The sequence below is a fragment of the Ottowia beijingensis genome, assembly GCF_013423955.1.
In the GTDB taxonomy this organism is placed as follows: domain Bacteria; phylum Pseudomonadota; class Gammaproteobacteria; order Burkholderiales; family Burkholderiaceae_C; genus Ottowia; species Ottowia beijingensis.
Genome location: NZ_JACCKX010000001.1, coordinates 1,153,974 through 1,169,666, shown reverse-complemented (window position 1 = coordinate 1,169,666; position 15,693 = coordinate 1,153,974). Strand labels below are relative to the sequence as shown.

17 protein-coding genes, 1 tRNA gene and 3 pseudogenes are annotated in these 15,693 nt (G+C 66.0%); 11 read left to right on the top strand and 10 right to left on the bottom strand.

The annotated features are described in order from the left end of the window. Positions 1-38: 38 nt before the first annotated feature. Positions 39-115, bottom strand: a tRNA-Pro gene (locus H0I39_RS05905). A gap of 23 nt (positions 116-138) precedes the next feature. Further along, on the bottom strand, positions 139-1,068 hold the full coding sequence (locus H0I39_RS05900; protein WP_180549894.1) for a polyprenyl synthetase family protein: 930 nt from the start codon (positions 1,066-1,068) through the stop codon (positions 139-141). Between the two features lie 250 nt (positions 1,069-1,318). On the opposite strand from H0I39_RS05900, the gene rplU reads away from it, so the two are divergent. From rplU to proB, 6 genes and pseudogenes are all read left to right on the top strand, one after another. Beyond that, positions 1,319-1,648, top strand: coding sequence for a 50S ribosomal protein L21 (gene rplU / locus H0I39_RS05895; RefSeq protein WP_180549893.1), 330 nt, complete (start codon positions 1,319-1,321; stop codon positions 1,646-1,648). A gap of 14 nt (positions 1,649-1,662) precedes the next feature. Next, positions 1,663-1,917 (top strand): annotated as a pseudogene (gene rpmA / locus H0I39_RS05890) (50S ribosomal protein L27); the annotation flags it as partial. A gap of 82 nt (positions 1,918-1,999) precedes the next feature. Beyond that, positions 2,000-2,455, top strand: coding sequence for an Obg family GTPase (locus H0I39_RS21730; RefSeq protein WP_257645646.1), 456 nt, complete (start codon positions 2,000-2,002; stop codon positions 2,453-2,455). Positions 2,456-2,496: 41 nt separating this feature from the next. Further along, a pseudogene (locus H0I39_RS21725) lies at positions 2,497-2,595 on the top strand (GTPase); the annotation flags it as partial. A gap of 262 nt (positions 2,596-2,857) precedes the next feature. Next, positions 2,858-3,055, top strand: a complete 198-nt coding sequence (locus H0I39_RS21720; protein WP_257646269.1) for a hypothetical protein — start codon at positions 2,858-2,860, stop codon at positions 3,053-3,055. 54 nt (positions 3,056-3,109) lie between these two features. Further along, complete coding sequence (proB, locus tag H0I39_RS05880; RefSeq protein WP_180549892.1) at positions 3,110-4,255, top strand: glutamate 5-kinase; 1,146 nt, start codon at positions 3,110-3,112, stop codon at positions 4,253-4,255. 28 nt (positions 4,256-4,283) lie between these two features. On the opposite strand, the gene H0I39_RS05875 is transcribed toward proB, so the two are convergent. The 3 genes from H0I39_RS05875 to H0I39_RS05865 are packed head-to-tail and all read right to left on the bottom strand — an operon-like array spanning position 4,284 to position 5,469. Next, positions 4,284-4,424, bottom strand: a complete 141-nt coding sequence (locus H0I39_RS05875; RefSeq protein ID WP_180549891.1) for a hypothetical protein — start codon at positions 4,422-4,424, stop codon at positions 4,284-4,286. Further along, on the bottom strand, positions 4,403-4,819 hold the full coding sequence (locus tag H0I39_RS05870; protein WP_180549890.1) for a CNP1-like family protein: 417 nt from the start codon (positions 4,817-4,819) through the stop codon (positions 4,403-4,405). The genes H0I39_RS05875 and H0I39_RS05870 overlap by 22 nt, the downstream gene beginning before the upstream one ends. Continuing rightward, the gene (locus H0I39_RS05865) at positions 4,816-5,469 is read right to left on the bottom strand and encodes an RNA pyrophosphohydrolase (RefSeq protein ID WP_180549889.1); all 654 of its coding nucleotides are present in this window, start codon (positions 5,467-5,469) and stop codon (positions 4,816-4,818) included. The genes H0I39_RS05870 and H0I39_RS05865 overlap by 4 nt, the downstream gene beginning before the upstream one ends. A 108-nt stretch (positions 5,470-5,577) precedes the next feature. Between H0I39_RS05865 and H0I39_RS05860 the strand changes: the two are divergent. Both H0I39_RS05860 and H0I39_RS05855 read left to right on the top strand, forming a co-directional pair. Continuing rightward, positions 5,578-7,320, top strand: a pseudogene (locus H0I39_RS05860) (proline--tRNA ligase). After that, positions 7,317-7,970 (top strand): lytic transglycosylase domain-containing protein, encoded by a 654-nt coding sequence (locus H0I39_RS05855; RefSeq protein WP_180549888.1) that lies wholly within the window; start codon positions 7,317-7,319, stop codon positions 7,968-7,970. The pseudogene H0I39_RS05860 and the gene H0I39_RS05855 overlap by 4 nt, the downstream one beginning before the upstream one ends. 138 nt (positions 7,971-8,108) lie before the next feature. On the opposite strand, the gene paeA is transcribed toward H0I39_RS05855, so the two are convergent. Further along, positions 8,109-9,401 carry a polyamine export protein PaeA gene (gene paeA, locus H0I39_RS05850; protein ID WP_180549887.1) on the bottom strand — a complete coding sequence of 431 codons (1,293 nt, stop codon included), beginning with the start codon at positions 9,399-9,401 and terminating at the stop codon, positions 8,109-8,111. 211 nt (positions 9,402-9,612) lie between these two features. On the opposite strand from paeA, the gene H0I39_RS05845 reads away from it, so the two are divergent. Continuing rightward, entirely contained in the window at positions 9,613-10,713 is a 1,101-nt protein-coding gene (locus tag H0I39_RS05845; RefSeq protein WP_180549886.1) for a YidB family protein, read from the top strand. 89 nt (positions 10,714-10,802) lie between these two features. Here H0I39_RS05845 and grxD read toward each other — a convergent pair whose 3' ends face one another. The 4 genes from grxD to H0I39_RS05825 form a co-directional block, all read right to left on the bottom strand. Then, on the bottom strand, positions 10,803-11,129 hold the full coding sequence (gene grxD / locus H0I39_RS05840; protein ID WP_180549885.1) for a Grx4 family monothiol glutaredoxin: 327 nt from the start codon (positions 11,127-11,129) through the stop codon (positions 10,803-10,805). Continuing rightward, complete coding sequence (locus tag H0I39_RS05835) at positions 11,101-11,592, bottom strand: hypothetical protein (protein ID WP_180549884.1); 492 nt, start codon at positions 11,590-11,592, stop codon at positions 11,101-11,103. Before H0I39_RS05835 ends, grxD begins: the two co-directional genes overlap by 29 nt. A 95-nt stretch (positions 11,593-11,687) precedes the next feature. After that, positions 11,688-11,984 carry an H-NS histone family protein gene (locus tag H0I39_RS05830; RefSeq protein WP_180549883.1) on the bottom strand — a complete coding sequence of 99 codons (297 nt, stop codon included), beginning with the start codon at positions 11,982-11,984 and terminating at the stop codon, positions 11,688-11,690. Positions 11,985-12,061: 77 nt separating this feature from the next. Further along, positions 12,062-13,375, bottom strand: coding sequence for a hemolysin family protein (locus tag H0I39_RS05825; protein ID WP_180549882.1), 1,314 nt, complete (start codon positions 13,373-13,375; stop codon positions 12,062-12,064). Between the two features lie 35 nt (positions 13,376-13,410). Here H0I39_RS05825 and H0I39_RS05820 point away from each other — a divergent pair, with 35 nt between their 5' ends. Together H0I39_RS05820 and H0I39_RS05815 are read left to right on the top strand one after the other, a co-directional pair. Beyond that, positions 13,411-14,256: a symmetrical bis(5'-nucleosyl)-tetraphosphatase gene (locus H0I39_RS05820; protein ID WP_180549881.1), complete on the top strand. Its 846-nt coding sequence runs from the start codon at positions 13,411-13,413 to the stop codon at positions 14,254-14,256. Further along, complete coding sequence (locus H0I39_RS05815) at positions 14,253-15,521, top strand: DUF445 domain-containing protein (protein ID WP_257645645.1); 1,269 nt, start codon at positions 14,253-14,255, stop codon at positions 15,519-15,521. The genes H0I39_RS05820 and H0I39_RS05815 overlap by 4 nt, the downstream gene beginning before the upstream one ends. Positions 15,522-15,693: the final 172 nt, after the last annotated feature.

Here is a 15,693-nt window from a genome sequence, read left to right as displayed (position 1 = left end):
TGAACGCAAACTTCCCGCAACAGACGGCAGCATCAGATTGGTCGGGGTGAGAGGATTCGAACCTCCGGCCTCTACGTCCCGAACGTAGCGCTCTACCAGGCTAAGCTACACCCCGATGGTGCCCGACCCTGATGGGTTTCACGAGCGCCGCTGCAATAGCTGAGCCGCCAATTCTATCAAACTGTTGGTGAATTCATTGGTGGGCAACGCGCGTGCCGCAGCGACTGCGCGTTCTGCCTGTGCCGCGGCTGCAACACGGGTGCGTTCCAGAGCGCCGGTAAGCCGCACGATGTCCACGATGCGCGGCAATTCGGTGGTGCTGCCTGTCTCGATGGCTTGGCGCACCACCTGGGCTTCTTCCGGCGTGCCGAGTTTCATCGCCAGAATCAGGGGCAGGGTGGCCTTGCCCTCGCGCAGATCGTCGCCGAGGTTCTTGCCCATTTCGGCAGCGTCGCCATCGTAGTCGAGCACATCGTCGATGACCTGGAAGGCGGTGCCCAGCGACTGCCCGTATTCAGCGCAGGCCTCTTCCAGATCAGGCGGGCTGTCCGCCAGGATGGCGGCGATGCGGCAACTGGCCTCGAACAATTTGGCCGTCTTGGAGCGGATCACGCGCAGATAGCCCGCCTCGTCGAGCGAAGCGTCGTGCATGTTCATCAACTGCAGCACTTCGCCTTCGGCGATCACGTTGGTGGCGTTGGCCAGAACCTGCATGATGCGCATGTTCTGGCTTTCCACCATCATCTGGAAGGCGCGCGAATACAGGAAGTCGCCCACCAGGACGCTGGCAGGGTTGCCGAACACTTCATTGGCCGTCGATCGACCGCGCCGCAACGTCGACTCGTCCACCACATCGTCGTGCAGCAGGGTGGCCGTGTGGATGAACTCCACCACGGCAGCGAGGTTGTGGCGCTGTGGGTGCTGGCAACCCAGGGCGTTGCAGGTCAGTACCAGCAACACAGGGCGCAGCCGTTTGCCACCTGAGGAAATGATGTAGTGCGCTACCTGGCCTACCAGGGGCACTTCCGAGTCAAGTCGGCGCACGATGGTGGCGTCGACCTCGCGCATGTCGTCGGCGGCCAGGGCCAGGGCGCGGTTGGTGGGGGTGTTAGGAGAGGACAAGAGGAGTCAAAGCTAGAGGCGGCTGGACGGCGCCTGGGCGATCCATGCGCGCGGGCGATTGTAGGATTATAGGTTTCGCCATGGTCTGCTGCCGATGCGAGATGGGCTTGTTTGCCAACGCGCGGGCTGATCGTTATAATGCGCGGTTCTGCCGGAAATCCGTTCGGCAGAACATTTTCCGAACAAGGATTTCACTATGTACGCGGTCATAAAAACCGGTGGCAAGCAGTATCGCGTGGCCGCCGGCGAGAAGATCAAAGTAGAACAGATTGCTGCGGACGTTGGCCAGGAAATCACCTTCGACGAGGTTCTGGCTGTCGGCAATGGCAGCGACCTGTCGATCGGTGCGCCCCTGGTGTCCGGTGCCTCCGTCGTTGCCAAGGTGGTCAGCCACGGCAAGCACGACAAGGTGCGCATCTTCAAGATGCGCCGCCGCAAGCACTACCAGAAGCGCCAAGGGCATCGCCAAGGCTATACCGAACTCGAGATCGGCACCATCAACGGCGCCGGCAAGTCCAAGGAGTAACACACCATGGCACAGAAAAAGGCGGCGGCTCCACGCGAAACGGTCGCGATTCCAAGCCCAAGATGCTGGGCGTGAAGGTGTTCGGCGGCCAGACCGTCAGCGCCGGATCCATCATCGTGCGCCAGCGCGGCACCAAGTTCCACGCCGGCAGCAACGTGGGCGTGGGCAAGGACCACACCCTGTTCGCACTGGTCGACGGCCAGGTGTCGTTTGCCACCAAGGGCGCGCTGAACAAGCACGTGGTGCAGGTCACCCCAGCTGCGGCCTGAAAGGGCCCGGCGGCTTGACCCGAGAAGCCCCGCCCGCGCGGGGCTTCGTTGTTTCTGAGTCGACCACTACACTGAACGCACCATGAAATTCGTCGACGAAGCCTTCATCGACATCGCCGCTGGCGATGGCGGCAATGGCTGCGTGTCGTTCCGCCACGAGAAGTACAAGGAATTCGGCGGTCCCAACGGCGGCGATGGTGGTCGGGGCGGCCACGTGTTCGCGCTGGCCGATCCGAACCTCAACACCCTGGTCGATTTTCGCTACGCGCGCCGGCACGAGGCCAAGCGCGGCCAGCACGGCATGGGTTCCGACATGTTCGGCGCCGCGGGCGACGACATCACGCTGAAGATGCCGGTCGGCACCATCATCACCGATGCCGAAACGGGCGAGGTGCTGTACGAACTGCTGCACCCGGGAGAGAAGATCATGATCGCCAAGGGCGGCGATGGCGGTTTCGGCAACCTGCGTTTCAAGAGCTCGATCAACCGCGCGCCGCGCCAGAAGACCCCGGCTGGCCGGGCGAAAAGAAGAGCCTGAAGCTCGAGCTGAAGGTGCTGGCCGACGTCGGCCTGCTGGGCATGCCCAATGCGGGCAAGTCCACTTTCATCGCAGCGGTCAGCAATGCGCGGCCCAAGATTGCGGACTATCCGTTCACGACGCTGCACCCCAACCTGGGCGTGGTGCGTGTGGGGCCTGAACAGAGCTTTGTGGTGGCCGACATCCCCGGCCTGATCGAGGGGCCTCCGAAGGCGCCGGCCTGGGGCATCTGTTCCTGCGCCACCTGCAGCGCACGCGGCTGCTGCTGCACATCGTCGACATCGCACCGTTCGACGAGGGGTCGACCCCGTCGCGCAAGCCAAGGCCATCGTCGCGGAACTGAAGAAGTACGACAAGGCACTGTACGACAAGCCACGCTGGCTGGTGCTGAACAAGCTCGACATGGTGCCCGAGTACGAACGTGCCGCGCGCGTGAAAGACTTCATCAAGCGCCTGCGCTGGAAGGGCCCGGTGTTCGAGATATCGGCGCTGACGCGCGAGGGGTGCGAGTCGTTGGTCCAGGCGATCTATCGCCACGTGCAAAGCGAGCAGGTGGCCAGCGCGCCGGATGGGCCGCGCGATCCCCGTTTCGATGATTGATTGCTTCAATAATAATAGCTGCCTGCGCTTTCTACATAGGCGCTGAGGCCCGAAATGACCAATAAATCCATTTCCGACGTGTTGCGCGAGGCGCGCCGTGTCGTCATCAAGGTGGGCTCCAGCCTGGTCACCAACGAGGGACGCGGTCTGGACGAGGCGGCCATTGGCGAATGGTGTCGCCAGATGGCGCTGCTGGCGCGGGAGCCCGGCACGCACCGCGAGGTCGTGATGGTGTCCAGCGGCGCCATCGCTGAGGGCATGAAGCGCCTGGGCTGGGCGCAACGCCCGAAAGAGGTGAACGAACTGCAGGCCGCCGCCGCCGTGGGCCAGATGGGCCTGGCGCAGATGTACGAGACGAAACTGCGCGAGCAGGGCCTGCGCAGCGCTCAGGTGCTGCTCACCCACGCCGACCTGGCTGATCGCGAGCGCTACCTGAACGCGCGCACCACCTTGCTCACGCTGCTCGAATACCAGGTGCTGCCGGTCATCAACGAGAACGACACCGTCGTCACCGACGAGATCAAGGTGGGCGACAACGACACGCTGGGCGCGCTGGTGGCCAACCTGATCGAGGCTGATCTGCTGGTCATCCTGACCGACCAGAAGGGGCTGTACACGGCCGATCCGCGGGCCAACCCCGGGGCCGAGTTCGTGCACGAGGCGCGTGCCGGCGATCTGGCGCTGGAGCGCATGGCCGGCGGCGCAGGCTCCAGCATCGGCAAGGGCGGCATGCTGACCAAGATCCTGGCCGCCAAGCGGGCGGCGGGATCGGGCGCCTCCACGGTCATCGCCTGGGGGCGCGAGCCGGACGTCCTGCTGCGCCTGGCGGCGGGCGAGCGCATCGGCACGCTGCTGGTGGCACCGACGCAGAAGATGCAGGCACGCAAGCAATGGATCGCCGATCACCTGCAATTACGCGGCGCGCTGGTGGTTGACGATGGTGCGGTGGCCAAACTGCGCAGCGCCGGCACCAGCCTGCTGCCCATCGGCATGACGCAGGTGGAGGGCGTGTTCGCGCGCGGTGACGTGGTGGCGATCCGCGATGCGGCCGGTGCAGAGGTGGCGCGCGGGCTGGCCAATTATTCGAGCGCCGAAGCACGCCTGCTGTGCCGCAAGCCATCGGCAGAGATTCCCACGTTGCTGGGTTACATGGCCGAGCCGGAGATGGTGCACCGCGACAACATGGTGCTGTCGCGCTGATGCGGCGTCAGCGCGCCGCCGCCCCGACTCAGTAGTACAGCGAGCGGTTGCCCGATTTCAGCTCGCGCACCATGTCGGCCACCGTCTGGCGCACGCCGGTGCCGATGCACATGCCGTCGCGCGCCAGCCGGTAGGGGTGCTGCACCATCACGCTGGTTTGGCCGCGCATGCTTTTCCAGTCGTTCTCGCCGCTGGGCGTCCAGGGTTGCCTTGCACCTGGCGGGCGTAGACGCGGTATTCGCCCGTGGCACAGCGAATACCTTCGTACGTGGCGTTGACGGCCGACGGCCCGCGTGCCACCGCCACGTAGCGGACGATGCCGGTGTCGTGGTTGATGGTGATGGTTTCCGGGTCGATCCCCATGCGCACCGTGGCACTGCGCGGCATCTCGATGTCGATCAGCCGGCTCGTGCTGTAGACGGGTGGCGGCGGAGCGGCATCTTCCTTCCAGTCCGCACGATCCAGATCGGCATATTGGGCGTGGGCGGCGGCGCTGACGAGCAGGGCGATTGCCGCCAGGAGCGGGGATGCACACCCGTGCCAACGTTTGGCCAGGCGACTCATGATTCTTCGCGCGGGCCGAAGGGCGCTCGCGGCACGGCTTCCAGCGTCGCACCCGGCGGCAATGCCACGGGCGGCGGGCCGCGTCGCTCGTGGTGGCGCTCCTGCGTGTGGATGGGTGGCATGTCGCCGCCATCGCGTGGGCGCATGCCGCCGCGCAGGTAGCGATTGCGGTGCTCCTGGCGCGGCAGAAAACGCGCCAGTTCGGTCAGCGCCATCTCGTACACGCCACGTTTGAATTCGACGACGACATCCAGCGGCACCCAGTAATCGTTCCAGCGCCAGGCGTCGAACTCGGGGTGGCTGGTGGCGCGCAGGTTGAGCTGCCAGTCGTGCGCCATCAGTTGCAGCAGATACCAGATCTGTTTCTGGCCTTTGTAGTGTCCGCGCGCGTCACGGCGGATGAACCGGTCTGGCACCTCGTAGCGCAACCAGTCGCGGGTTCGGGCCACGATGCGCACGTGCTCCGGCTGAAGGCCGACTTCCTCGTGCAGTTCGCGGTACATGGCCTGTTCGGGCGATTCGCCACGATCGATGCCGCCTTGCGGGAACTGCCAGGAATGGGTGCGAATGCGCCTGCCCCAAAATACCTGATTTTTCTGGTTGAGCAGGATGATGCCGACGTTCGGGCGAAAGCCTTCCCGGTCGAGCATAATCTAACCCCAAATTTTGATAAGTTGGGTCCATTATGCACGGCGCCCCCTGCGCGGCAAGTGGGCACAAACCCCCAAGCTTGGCGTGGCCTTCACGCCGCTGTCCCGATGAAAGCCTCCCAGTTCCTTATCTCCACGCTGAAAGAAGCGCCGGCCGACGCTGAAGTGGTCAGCCACCAGTTGATGATGCGCGCCGGCATGATCAAGCGCCTGTCCGCCGGCATCTACACCTACATGCCCATGGGTCTGCGCGTGATCCGCAAGGTCGAGGCCATCGTGCGCGAGGAAATGAACCGCGCCGGCGCCATCGAATGCACCATGCCGGTGGTGCAGCCGGCCGAGCTGTGGAGCGAGACGGGCCGCTTCCAGTCCATGGGGCCCGAACTGCTGCGCGTGAAAGACCGGCACGAGCGCGATTTCGTCATCCAGCCAACCAGTGAGGAGGCGGTGACCGACATCGCGCGCCAGGACTTCCGCAGCTACAAGCAGTTGCCGAAGAACCTGTACCAGATCCAGACCAAGTTCCGCGACGAGCGTCGGCCGCGCTTCGGCCTGATGCGCGGGCGCGAGTTCATCATGAAGGACGCCTACAGCTTCGACCGCGACGAAGCCGGTGCCAGAAGAGCTACCAGGTGATGGCGCAGGCCTACCGCGCCATCTTCGACCGCTTCGGCCTGACCTATCGCGCCGTGGCCGCCGACTCGGGCGCCATCGGCGGCGACCTGAGCGAGGAGTTCCAGGTCATTGCCGCGACCGGCGAGGACGCCATCGTCTACGCCACCTGCAGCGACTACGCCGCCAACATGGAGAAAGCCGAAGCGCTGGCGCCTGCCGGCCCGCGCCCCGCCGCCGTGCAGCCCATGACCAGGACGCCGACGCCCGGCAAGGCGACATGCGCCGACGTGGCCGAGTTGCTGAAGCTGCCGCTGAACACCACCGTCAAGTCGCTGGTGCTGGCCACCGACGAGCTGAACGAAGCGGGCGAAGCGGCCAAGACCCAGGTCTGGCTGCTGCTGCTGCGCGGCGACCACGACATGAACGAGGTCAAGGTGGGTAAGGTGCCGGGGCTCGACCAGGGCTTCCGGTTCGCCACCGTGCCCGAAATCATGGAGCACTTCGGCACCAAGCCCGGTTACCTGGGCCCCATCGGCCTGAAGAAACCCGTGAAGATCGTGGCCGACCGCGAGGTGGCCGTGATGGCCGACTGGGTCTGCGGTGCCAACGAGGAGGACTTCCACATCACCGGCGTCAACTGGGGCGCGACCTGCCCGAGCCCGACCAGGTGGCCGACCTGCGCAACGTGGTGGCGGGCGATGCGTCGCCCGACGGCAAGGGCCAGCTGGCGATCGAGCGCGGCATCGAGATCGGCCACGTGTTCTACCTGGGCACGAAGTACAGCGCGGCGATGAACGCCACCTTTCTCGACGAGGACGGCAAGCCCAAGCCCTTCGAGATGGGCTGCTACGGCATCGGCATCACGCGCCTGCCGGCGGCGGCGATCGAACAGAACCACGATGCCAAGGGCATCATCTGGCCCGATGCGATCGCGCCGTTCACGGTGGTGATCTGCCCCGTGGGCATGGACCGCAGCGAGGCGGTGAAGCAGGCTGCCGAAAGCCTGTACGCCGACCTGCTGGCCGCCGGCGTCGACGTGATGCTGGATGACCGCGGCGAGCGCCCCGGCGCGATGTTCGCCGACTGGGAGCTGATCGGCGTGCCGCACCGCGTGACGATTGGCGACAAGAGCTGAAGGAAGGCCAGATCGAATACCAGCACCGCCGCGACGAAGCCGCCACCAAGGTGCCGGCGGGCGAGATCGCCGCCTTCGTGAAGGGCAAGCTGGCGGCATGACCGCGCCCGCGGCGCGGCCTGCGCGCGATGCCTGCGTTGATCGAAGAAAGTGCCTGCAGGGCTTGCTGGTGCTGCCCGGGGCGCTTGCGTTTCAAGAGCGCGCGCAGGCCGGCGGCCAGTTGGAGGAGCCGCTGGCCGATTCGGTGCGTGGCGCGCTCAGCTCGGCCATCGCCAACAGCGCACCGCCAGTGCCCACCTTCGCGACCACCGAGGCGCGGCTGTCGTACCTGCGCTGGCTGTCGGCCATGAGCGACCGGCTGTACAGCCGCAAGCGCGACTTCAACACGCGCATCGAGTTTTTGCAGACGGTGTGGTACGAAACGCGCCGCGCGGGGCTGGACACCTCGCTGGTGCTGGGCCTGATCCAGGTGGAAAGCGCGTTCCGCAAGTTCGCTGTGTCCAGCGTGGGCGCGCGCGGCTACATGCAGGTGATGCCGTTCTGGACGCGCGTGATCGGCGACGGCGACCCGGGCAAGCTGTTTCACATGCAGACCAACCTGCGCTTCGGCTGCGTGATCCTGCGCCACTACCTGGACCGCGAGCGCGGCGACCTGTTCATGGCGCTGGGCCGCTACAACGGCTCGCGCGGCAAGTCGCCGTATCCCAACGCGGTGTTCGGGGCACAGAAGCGCTGGACGTTCGCGGGTTGAGGGCGTTGGACGTCACGTTGAATGCTATCTAATAAGTAGCTGCTTGCGCTTGATATATAAGCGTTTCAGATATTAATCTACCTGAAATTGGCTTGTGACAAGCGCAAGCAGCTATTGTTTTTTGACGACGCAGTTTGATCAACCCGCCGCCTCGCGCGTCACCAGCACCTGGTCGATGCGGTAGTTGTCCACGTCCATCACCTCGAATCGGTGGCCGCTCCACACCACATGGTCGGTGCGGCGCGGCACGCGGCGCAGCATCACCATCAGAAAGCCCGCCAGCGTGTCGTAATCGCCGGCGCTCGGCAGATCGTCCAGCGCCAGCGCGCGCTGCACGTCCTGCATCGGCGTGTGGCCGTCGATCAGCCACGAGCCGTCGTCGCGCCGCACGATCAGATCCTCGTCCTCGGGCGTCACCAGCTCGCCCATCACCGTGCTCATCACGTCGTTCAGCGTCACCACGCCCACCACCGTGCTGTATTCGTTGACGATGAGCGCGAAGTCCTCGTGCTGCTGGCGGAACTGGTGCAGCACCTCGGACAAGCTCAGCGCATCCGGCACCACCACCAGCTTGTGCAGCAGGCCGCCCTCGGTCAGCACGATGGGGCGGCCGCTGAGCACGCGCTGGAACAGGTCCTTGGCGTCGACATAGCCCAGCACCTGGTCCAGCTCGCCGTCGCACACCGGGTAGGTCGAGAACGGCTCGGCCGCGATCAGCGCACGGATGTCGTCGTCGCTGGCGTCGTGGCGCAGCCAGGCGATCTGGTCGCGCGGCGTCATGGCGCTGGTCACGGTGCGGGTGTCCAGCTCGAACACGTTTTCGATCACCAACTGCCCAGGCCGGTCGAGGACGCCGGCCTTCGTGCCGGCCTCGGCCAGCGCCAGGATGTCGTCGGGCGTGATGCGCTCGTCGCGCTGCGTGGGCAGGCCCAGCAGCCGCATGATGACGTCGGTGCAGCGCGTGTACAGCCACACCAGCGGCTTGAAGGCCACCAACACCTTGCCCATGGGGCCAACCACCCACATCGCCACGCGTTCGGGCTGGGCCATGCTCAGGCGCTTGGGTACCAGGTCGGCAAAGACGACGAACATCGACGTCACCACCGCCACCGAGCCGGCAAACGCCAGGCTGGTGGCCGTGCGCGGCGACAGCCACTGGCCGAGCAGCGCCTCGAGGTAGGGGCTGAGCAGCCCCTCGCCCACGATGCCGCCCAGAATGGCGATGGCGTTCATGCCGATCTGCACCGTGGTGAAGTAGTAGCCCGGCTGTTCCTGCACGTGCAGCACCTGCAGCGCGCGCGGATTGCCTTCGTCCGCCAGCTGGCGCAGGCGCAGTCGGCGCGACGCGGCGAGCGAAATCTCGGCCACGGAGAAAAAGGCGCTGGCTGCAATCAGCAGCGCGATGAGAAGCAGGCTTTGTGTGAAATCCATGAAGACACGGCGACGCGGGGTCGGGCTGCCGGGCAGTTTACAGGCGCTTACGCGGAAAGCGGCGTGTAGGAGCGTGCCGACATCGTTTGGCCACATCGCTTCCTATAATTTTCGGGCGTGCGAATTAAGTGCGTTGGCAGGCGCTCACTTATCGTGCATCCCCAAATCCTGCCGCGACACGCGCCCCTCATCACAATCAGAAAGGTAAATCATGTTCGACGTTTTGATCCGCGAAGCCGGTGCGCGCTTCGGCCTGGGCGACAAGGCCTTGCCGGTGGCGCAGATGCTGCTGGCCTACATGACCAACAGGGACACGGGCGGCCTGGCCGGCTTCCTGGAAAAGTTCAAGGCGGCGGGCCTGGGGCCCATCATCCAGTCGTGGCTGGGCGGTGGCCCGAGCGCACAACCGGTGAGCAACAGCCAGGTCGAAACCGTGCTGGGCGCCAGCGGCGGCCTGCTGTCGATGATCACGGCGCGCCTGGGCGTGAACCGTGACAACGTGACGTCCGCCATCGGTTACCTGCTGCCTGCCATCGTCGGCAAGCTGACGCCCGGTGGCAGCCTGCCTGCGAACCTGCCGCCCGAGGTGGCAAGCTTCGCCGCGGCGGGGCAAAGCCTGCTGGCCGCACCGGCCGCTGCCACCGTGGCGGCGCCGGCCGCGGGCGGTGGGGTGATGAAGTGGCTACCGTGGGTGGTGGCGGCCGCCGCGGTGCTGTTCGGGCTGTCGTATTGCGGCAAGAGCCGCACGCCGACGGATGCGCCCGTGACGCCGGCAGCCCCGGCGTCGGCACCTGCAGCGGTGCCGGCACCAGCTGCAAGTGATGCCCCGGTGGCCGCGTTCGGCGGCAGTGCTCCGACGACCACCCCTGCGACTGCGCCGATCACGCCAGCCGCGTCCGAACCTGCCGCTGGCGCGGCCTCTGCCGCCAGTGCAGCCGCTGCCGCCGACGAGCCCACTGGCTCAGCCGTCGTCAGCCTGATGGACGCCAGCAGCGTGCCTGCGCTGAAGGTCTACTTCGACTCCGGCAAGACCGACGTGCACAGCGACTTCGCCGCCAAGTCCGCCGATCTGGTGAACTACATGAAAGCCAACGCCGATACCAAGGCCGTCATCTCTGGCTTCAACGATCCGACCGGCAATGCTGCCGCCAATGCCGAACTGTCGAAGAACCGCGCGCAGGCGGTGCAGGCCGCCCTGGTGGCAGCCGGCATTCCGGCAGACCGCACGGTGCTCGAGAAGCCTGCTGAAACCTCGGGCACGGCGGCGACCAATGCCGCGTCGCGCCGCGTCGAAGTGGTGCTGCGCAAGTAAGCTGTCCCGCAGACCGCTGGGCCTCGCGGCCCCGGTCGACAATGAAAAACGGACGCCGCGGCGTCCGTTTTTTGTGGCGATAGGCTGCTTCAGCCTTGGCCAGCCACCAGTTGCTGCAGTTCGCCCGATTCGTACATCTCCATCATGATGTCCGAGCCGCCGATGAACTCGCCCTTCACGTAAAGCTGCGGAATGGTGGGCCAGTTGCTGTATTCCTTGATGCCCTGGCGCACGGCTTCGTCTTCCAGCACGTTCACCGTCGTCAGCGCCCTCGGCTCCACGCCGCACGCCTTCAGGATCTGGATGGCGCGGCCGGAAAAACCGCACATCGGAAAGCTCGCATTGCCCTTCATGAACAGCACGACGTCGTTCTGTTTCACCAGATCGTCAATGCGTTGTTGCGTGTTCTGATCCATGACTTGTTCCTTGATTTGCAATGCGCGGATTATTCCACCATCGCCCTGTCATTGGCCGCCGCAGGAGATGGCAGACCGGCGCCAGCGCATAGGCCTCGCGCTCGAAATGGTTGTCGCGGTAGGGGCAGCCGCCCCGCAGCCATTGCCAGCCGCTGGAGGCCAGGTAAAGCGGCACGAACAGCGGGCCCCAGCGTTCGTACTGGCGAACATGCACCTGCTCGTGCGCCCGCGCACCGTCCAGGCAGGCCGTGTCCAGCCCCAGCACCACATGGCCCAGGGTGATGGCCTCGAAGCGCAGCGAGGCCGGCAGCCGGCGGCAAACGGCGGCCAGCAGACCGCCGTGCACTTCCAGCGCGCCCAGCCGGTGCTGCCAGTGGGCGCCCAGAAGGCCGGCCAGCAACGCGGCCAACAGGCCTGCCACGGTCCACGGCAGCGGCCAGACGTAACGCCAAAGACGCACCATGGGCGCTCTGAATCGGTGATCCGCCGCCGGGTTCCACGCTGGAAACGAAAAAGACGCCCTGCGGCGTCTTTTCTTTATGTGGCGGCGGCGGTTAATCAGGCAATCAGAAACTTGGTCCGATCCTGGCCGTCGATCCACTTGGGCGCCTTGCCGCGGCCGGTCCAGGTCTGGCCGGTGGCCGGATCGCGGTATTTGGGCGTCACCTTGCCGCCCGCACGCGTTGCGCTGGATTTGCTGCGGCCGGAAGGAAATACATCCTGTGCCGTCAAGCCATATTCGCTGACCAGACCGCGCACCTGCGCCACCGCATCGGCAATTTCACGCTGGCGTGCCTCTTCGATTTGCAGTGTCAGTGCCTGTTGCTGCTGGAGCAGTTCCTTGTACGTTGCCATGATTTGTTCGATTGATCGAGTGAAAGTGCGCTGAATATAGCATTATTCAAGCGTGAAAAACATAATCCAGCAGGTGATTAGTTGGTTGGCGCGGATTCTTCCAGCAGGGGGCGTGCCAGCACCAGGTCGATCCGTCGACCATCCAGTTCCTGCACCACGAACGACCAACCCACGCATTCGATCGCGTCTCCCACGTCCGGCAAGCGGCCCATTTCGGCCAGCAGCAGGCCGGCCACCGTGTTGTAGCGGCCCTTGTCCTCGTGTGGCAGGTCGTCTTCAATATCCAGCCGGGCTTTCATTTCATTGATCGGCATCAAGCCGTCCAGCAGCCAGCTGCCGTTGGCATGCGGCGTGGCCCAGGCGTCGATGTGGGCGCCGGGTTTCAATTCGCCGGTAATCGCCTCCAGCAGATCGCGCGGCGTCATCAGGCCCTGCACCACGCCATATTCGTCCACCACGAACACCATGTGGCCGGATTTGGCGCGCAATTGCTCCAGCAATTCCATGCCGCTGAGGGTTTCGGGCACGAAAGCCGCCTGCGAAACATGGGCGCCGATCAACGAGTCGCCCTCGCGCCCCGATTCCAGCAGCTTGGCCACCGAGATAATGCCGATCACATCGTCCAGGCCGTCGCGACATACCGGATACCACGAATGCGCGTCTTTCTCACCCTGCGTCGCCACATAATCCAGCGCCTCGGCCACGGTGGCGCGCGCGTCCAGCCATTCAATATCGCTGCGCGGCACCATCAGCGACGACAGCGAGCGGTCGTCCAGGTGAAACACGTTGCGCACCATCTGGTGCTCGTGTTCCTCGATCAGGCCGGCATCCACGCCTTCCTCCAGGCTGGCGGATATTTCCTCCTCGGTCACGGCACGCCCGTGCGATTCGTCGATGCGCAGCAGTTTCAGCACCGCCTGCGTACACAGTGACAGCAGGGCGACGAAAGGCTTGGCCGCGGTGGCCAGCCAGGTCATGGGCTGGGCGATCCAGCGCGCCACGGTTTCGGGGAACATCTGGCCGATGCGCTTGGGCACCAACTCGCCGAAGATGATGGTGGTGAAGGTGATCACCGTCACCACCAGCGCGGTGGCCGCGATCGACGCCGCGCCCGTGCTCATGCCGAAGCCTTCCAGCCACTCGGCCACCGGCCCGCTGAAGGCCGCCTCGCCGACGATGCCGTTGAGCATGCCGATGGAGGTGATGCCCACCTGCACGGTGGAGAGGAACTGCGTCGGCCGGTCCATCAGCCGGATCGCCGCGCCGGCGCCGCTGTCGCCGCTTTCCTCCATGGCTGCCAGCCGTGCCTTGCGCGATGAGGCGATGGCCAGTTCCGACATGGCGAACACGCCGTTGAGCAGGGTCAGGAAAGCGATCAGCAGGAAGTCCATGCAGGCCGGCCGCGAGGCCGGTGGAAAATGAAGACATGGCACTTTATCTGATCGGCGACGTGCAGGGCTGCGACACCGCACTGGGCCGGCTGCTCGACGAAATCGCTTTCTCTCCCAGTCGTGACCGTCTGGTGCTGCTGGGCGATCTGGTCAACCGCGGTCCCGAATCGCTGGCCGTGCTGCGGCGCATGGCGGCGCTGGGCGATGCGGCGGCCTGCCTGCTGGGCAACCACGACCTGCACCTGCTGGTGGTGTCGCAGGGCGTGCGCCGGCCGCACCGCACGGACACGCTGGGCGACATCCTCGCCGCGCCCGACCGCGATGCGCTGCTCGACTGGCTGCGCCACCGCCCCATGGCGCTGCACGAGCGCGGCGTGCTGATGGTGCATGCGGGCGTGCTGCCGCAGTGGAGCGCGGCCCGCACGATGCAACTGGCCGCCGAGGTGGAGACCGTGCTGCGCGGCGCCGACTGGCACGTGTTCATGCACCAGATGTACGGCAACCAGCCCGACGAATGGCACGACGGCCTGCAGGGCACGGCGCGGCTGCGCGTGATCGTCAACGCGCTGACGCGGCTGCGCCTGTGCACCGCCGATGGGCGCATGGAGTTCGACACCAAGGACAGCAGCGGCGCCGACGGCGCGCCGCCCGGCTTCATGCCCTGGTTCGACGTGCCGGGCCGGCAGACGGCGGATGACGTGATCGCCTTCGGCCATTGGTCCACGCTGGGCTGGCTGGAGCGACCGGATTTGATCTCGCTCGACACTGGTTGCGTCTGGGGCGGGTGCCTGAGTGCCGCGCGCATCGGCGCCGATGCGCGGGATCGCGAGCTGATCCAGGTGCGCTGCCCGCAGGCGCGCAAGCCGGGCGGCGGCGCATGAACAGCGCCAGCCCATTGCTCCCGCGTGCGCGCGATGCCGCCGGCATGAAGCGCCTGGCGCTGGGCTTGCTGCTGACCATGGCCGTGGTCTACGCCATCGCCACCACATTGGAGGCGCGCCACGCCGCCTGGGGCTACGTGGCCGCGTTCGCCGAGGCCGGCATGGTGGGCGCCATTGCCGACTGGTTTGCCGTGGTGGCGCTGTTCCGCCATCCGCTGGGGCTGCCGATTCCGCACACCGCCATCATCCCGGCCAACAAGGACCGCATCGGCGTCAACCTGGGCCAGTTCATCGCCACGCATTTTCTGGCCACCGAGCAGGTGCTGGCCAAGGTACGCGAGTTCGATGCCGCGGGCCGCGTGGCCGCCTGGCTGTCGCAGCCGCAAAACGCCGCGCGCGTGGGCGAGCGGCTGGTGGACGTGGGCCGCTGGGCCGTGGGCGCGCTGGACGACGAGCGCGTGCGCGCCTTCGTGGCCGACTTGGCGCGGCGCGGGCTGCGGCAGATGGAAGTCACGCGCCTGTCGGGCCAGGTGCTGGAGGCCATGACGCACGAGCGCCGCCACCAGGAGCTGCTGGACGGCGTGCTGGTGCAACTGGCCAGGCTGCTGGGCGAGGACAGCGTGCAGGACACCATCACCGAAGCCATCGCGCGCGAGGTGAAGGCGCTGAAATACGTGGGGCTCGACCAGGTGGCCGCACGCCTGGCCACGCGCAAGGTGGTGGTGATCGTCGCCAAGACCATCATCGACATGGCCGACGACCCGGCGCACCGCCTGCGCCTGCGCTTTGACGACATGGTGGACGGCTTCGTCACCCGCCTGAAGGACGACGCGGCGCTGCAGCAGCGCGGCGAGCGGCTGAAGCAGGAGCTGATCGACAACCCCGCGCTGGGCAGCTACGTGAACCAGCTGTGGGGCGAACTGCTGGCCTGGCTGCAGGCCGACATGGGGCAGGGCGATTCATCCATCCGCCGCACCATCACCCAGGCCGCGCAGACGCTGGGCGAGCGGCTGGCGGGCGACGCCGAGATCCGCGGCTGGATCAATGGCGAACTGCAGGCCGCCGCGCCGCGCCTGATCGAGCGCTACCGCGACGACATCCGCCACTACATCGTGGCGCGTGTGCAGGCCTGGGACGCGCGCGAGATGACCGACGAGCTGGAGCGCCACATCGGGCGCGACCTGCAGTTCATCCGCATCAACGGCACGCTGGTGGGCGGGCTGGTCGGGCTGCTGATTCACACGGCCACGCATGCGTGGCGGTAAGTCGTGCGGGAGGTCTTGTGGGAGCGGGCTTGCCCGCGATGCGGCGGTTCGCCCGGCGCTGTCACTTCATCGCGGCCAAGGCTGATACTACAAGAAAGATAGCTGCTTCCGCCTTCTGTTAAAGGGTTTCAGATCGAAATGATGCTGAAATCCTTATGTAGCGGGCGCCAGC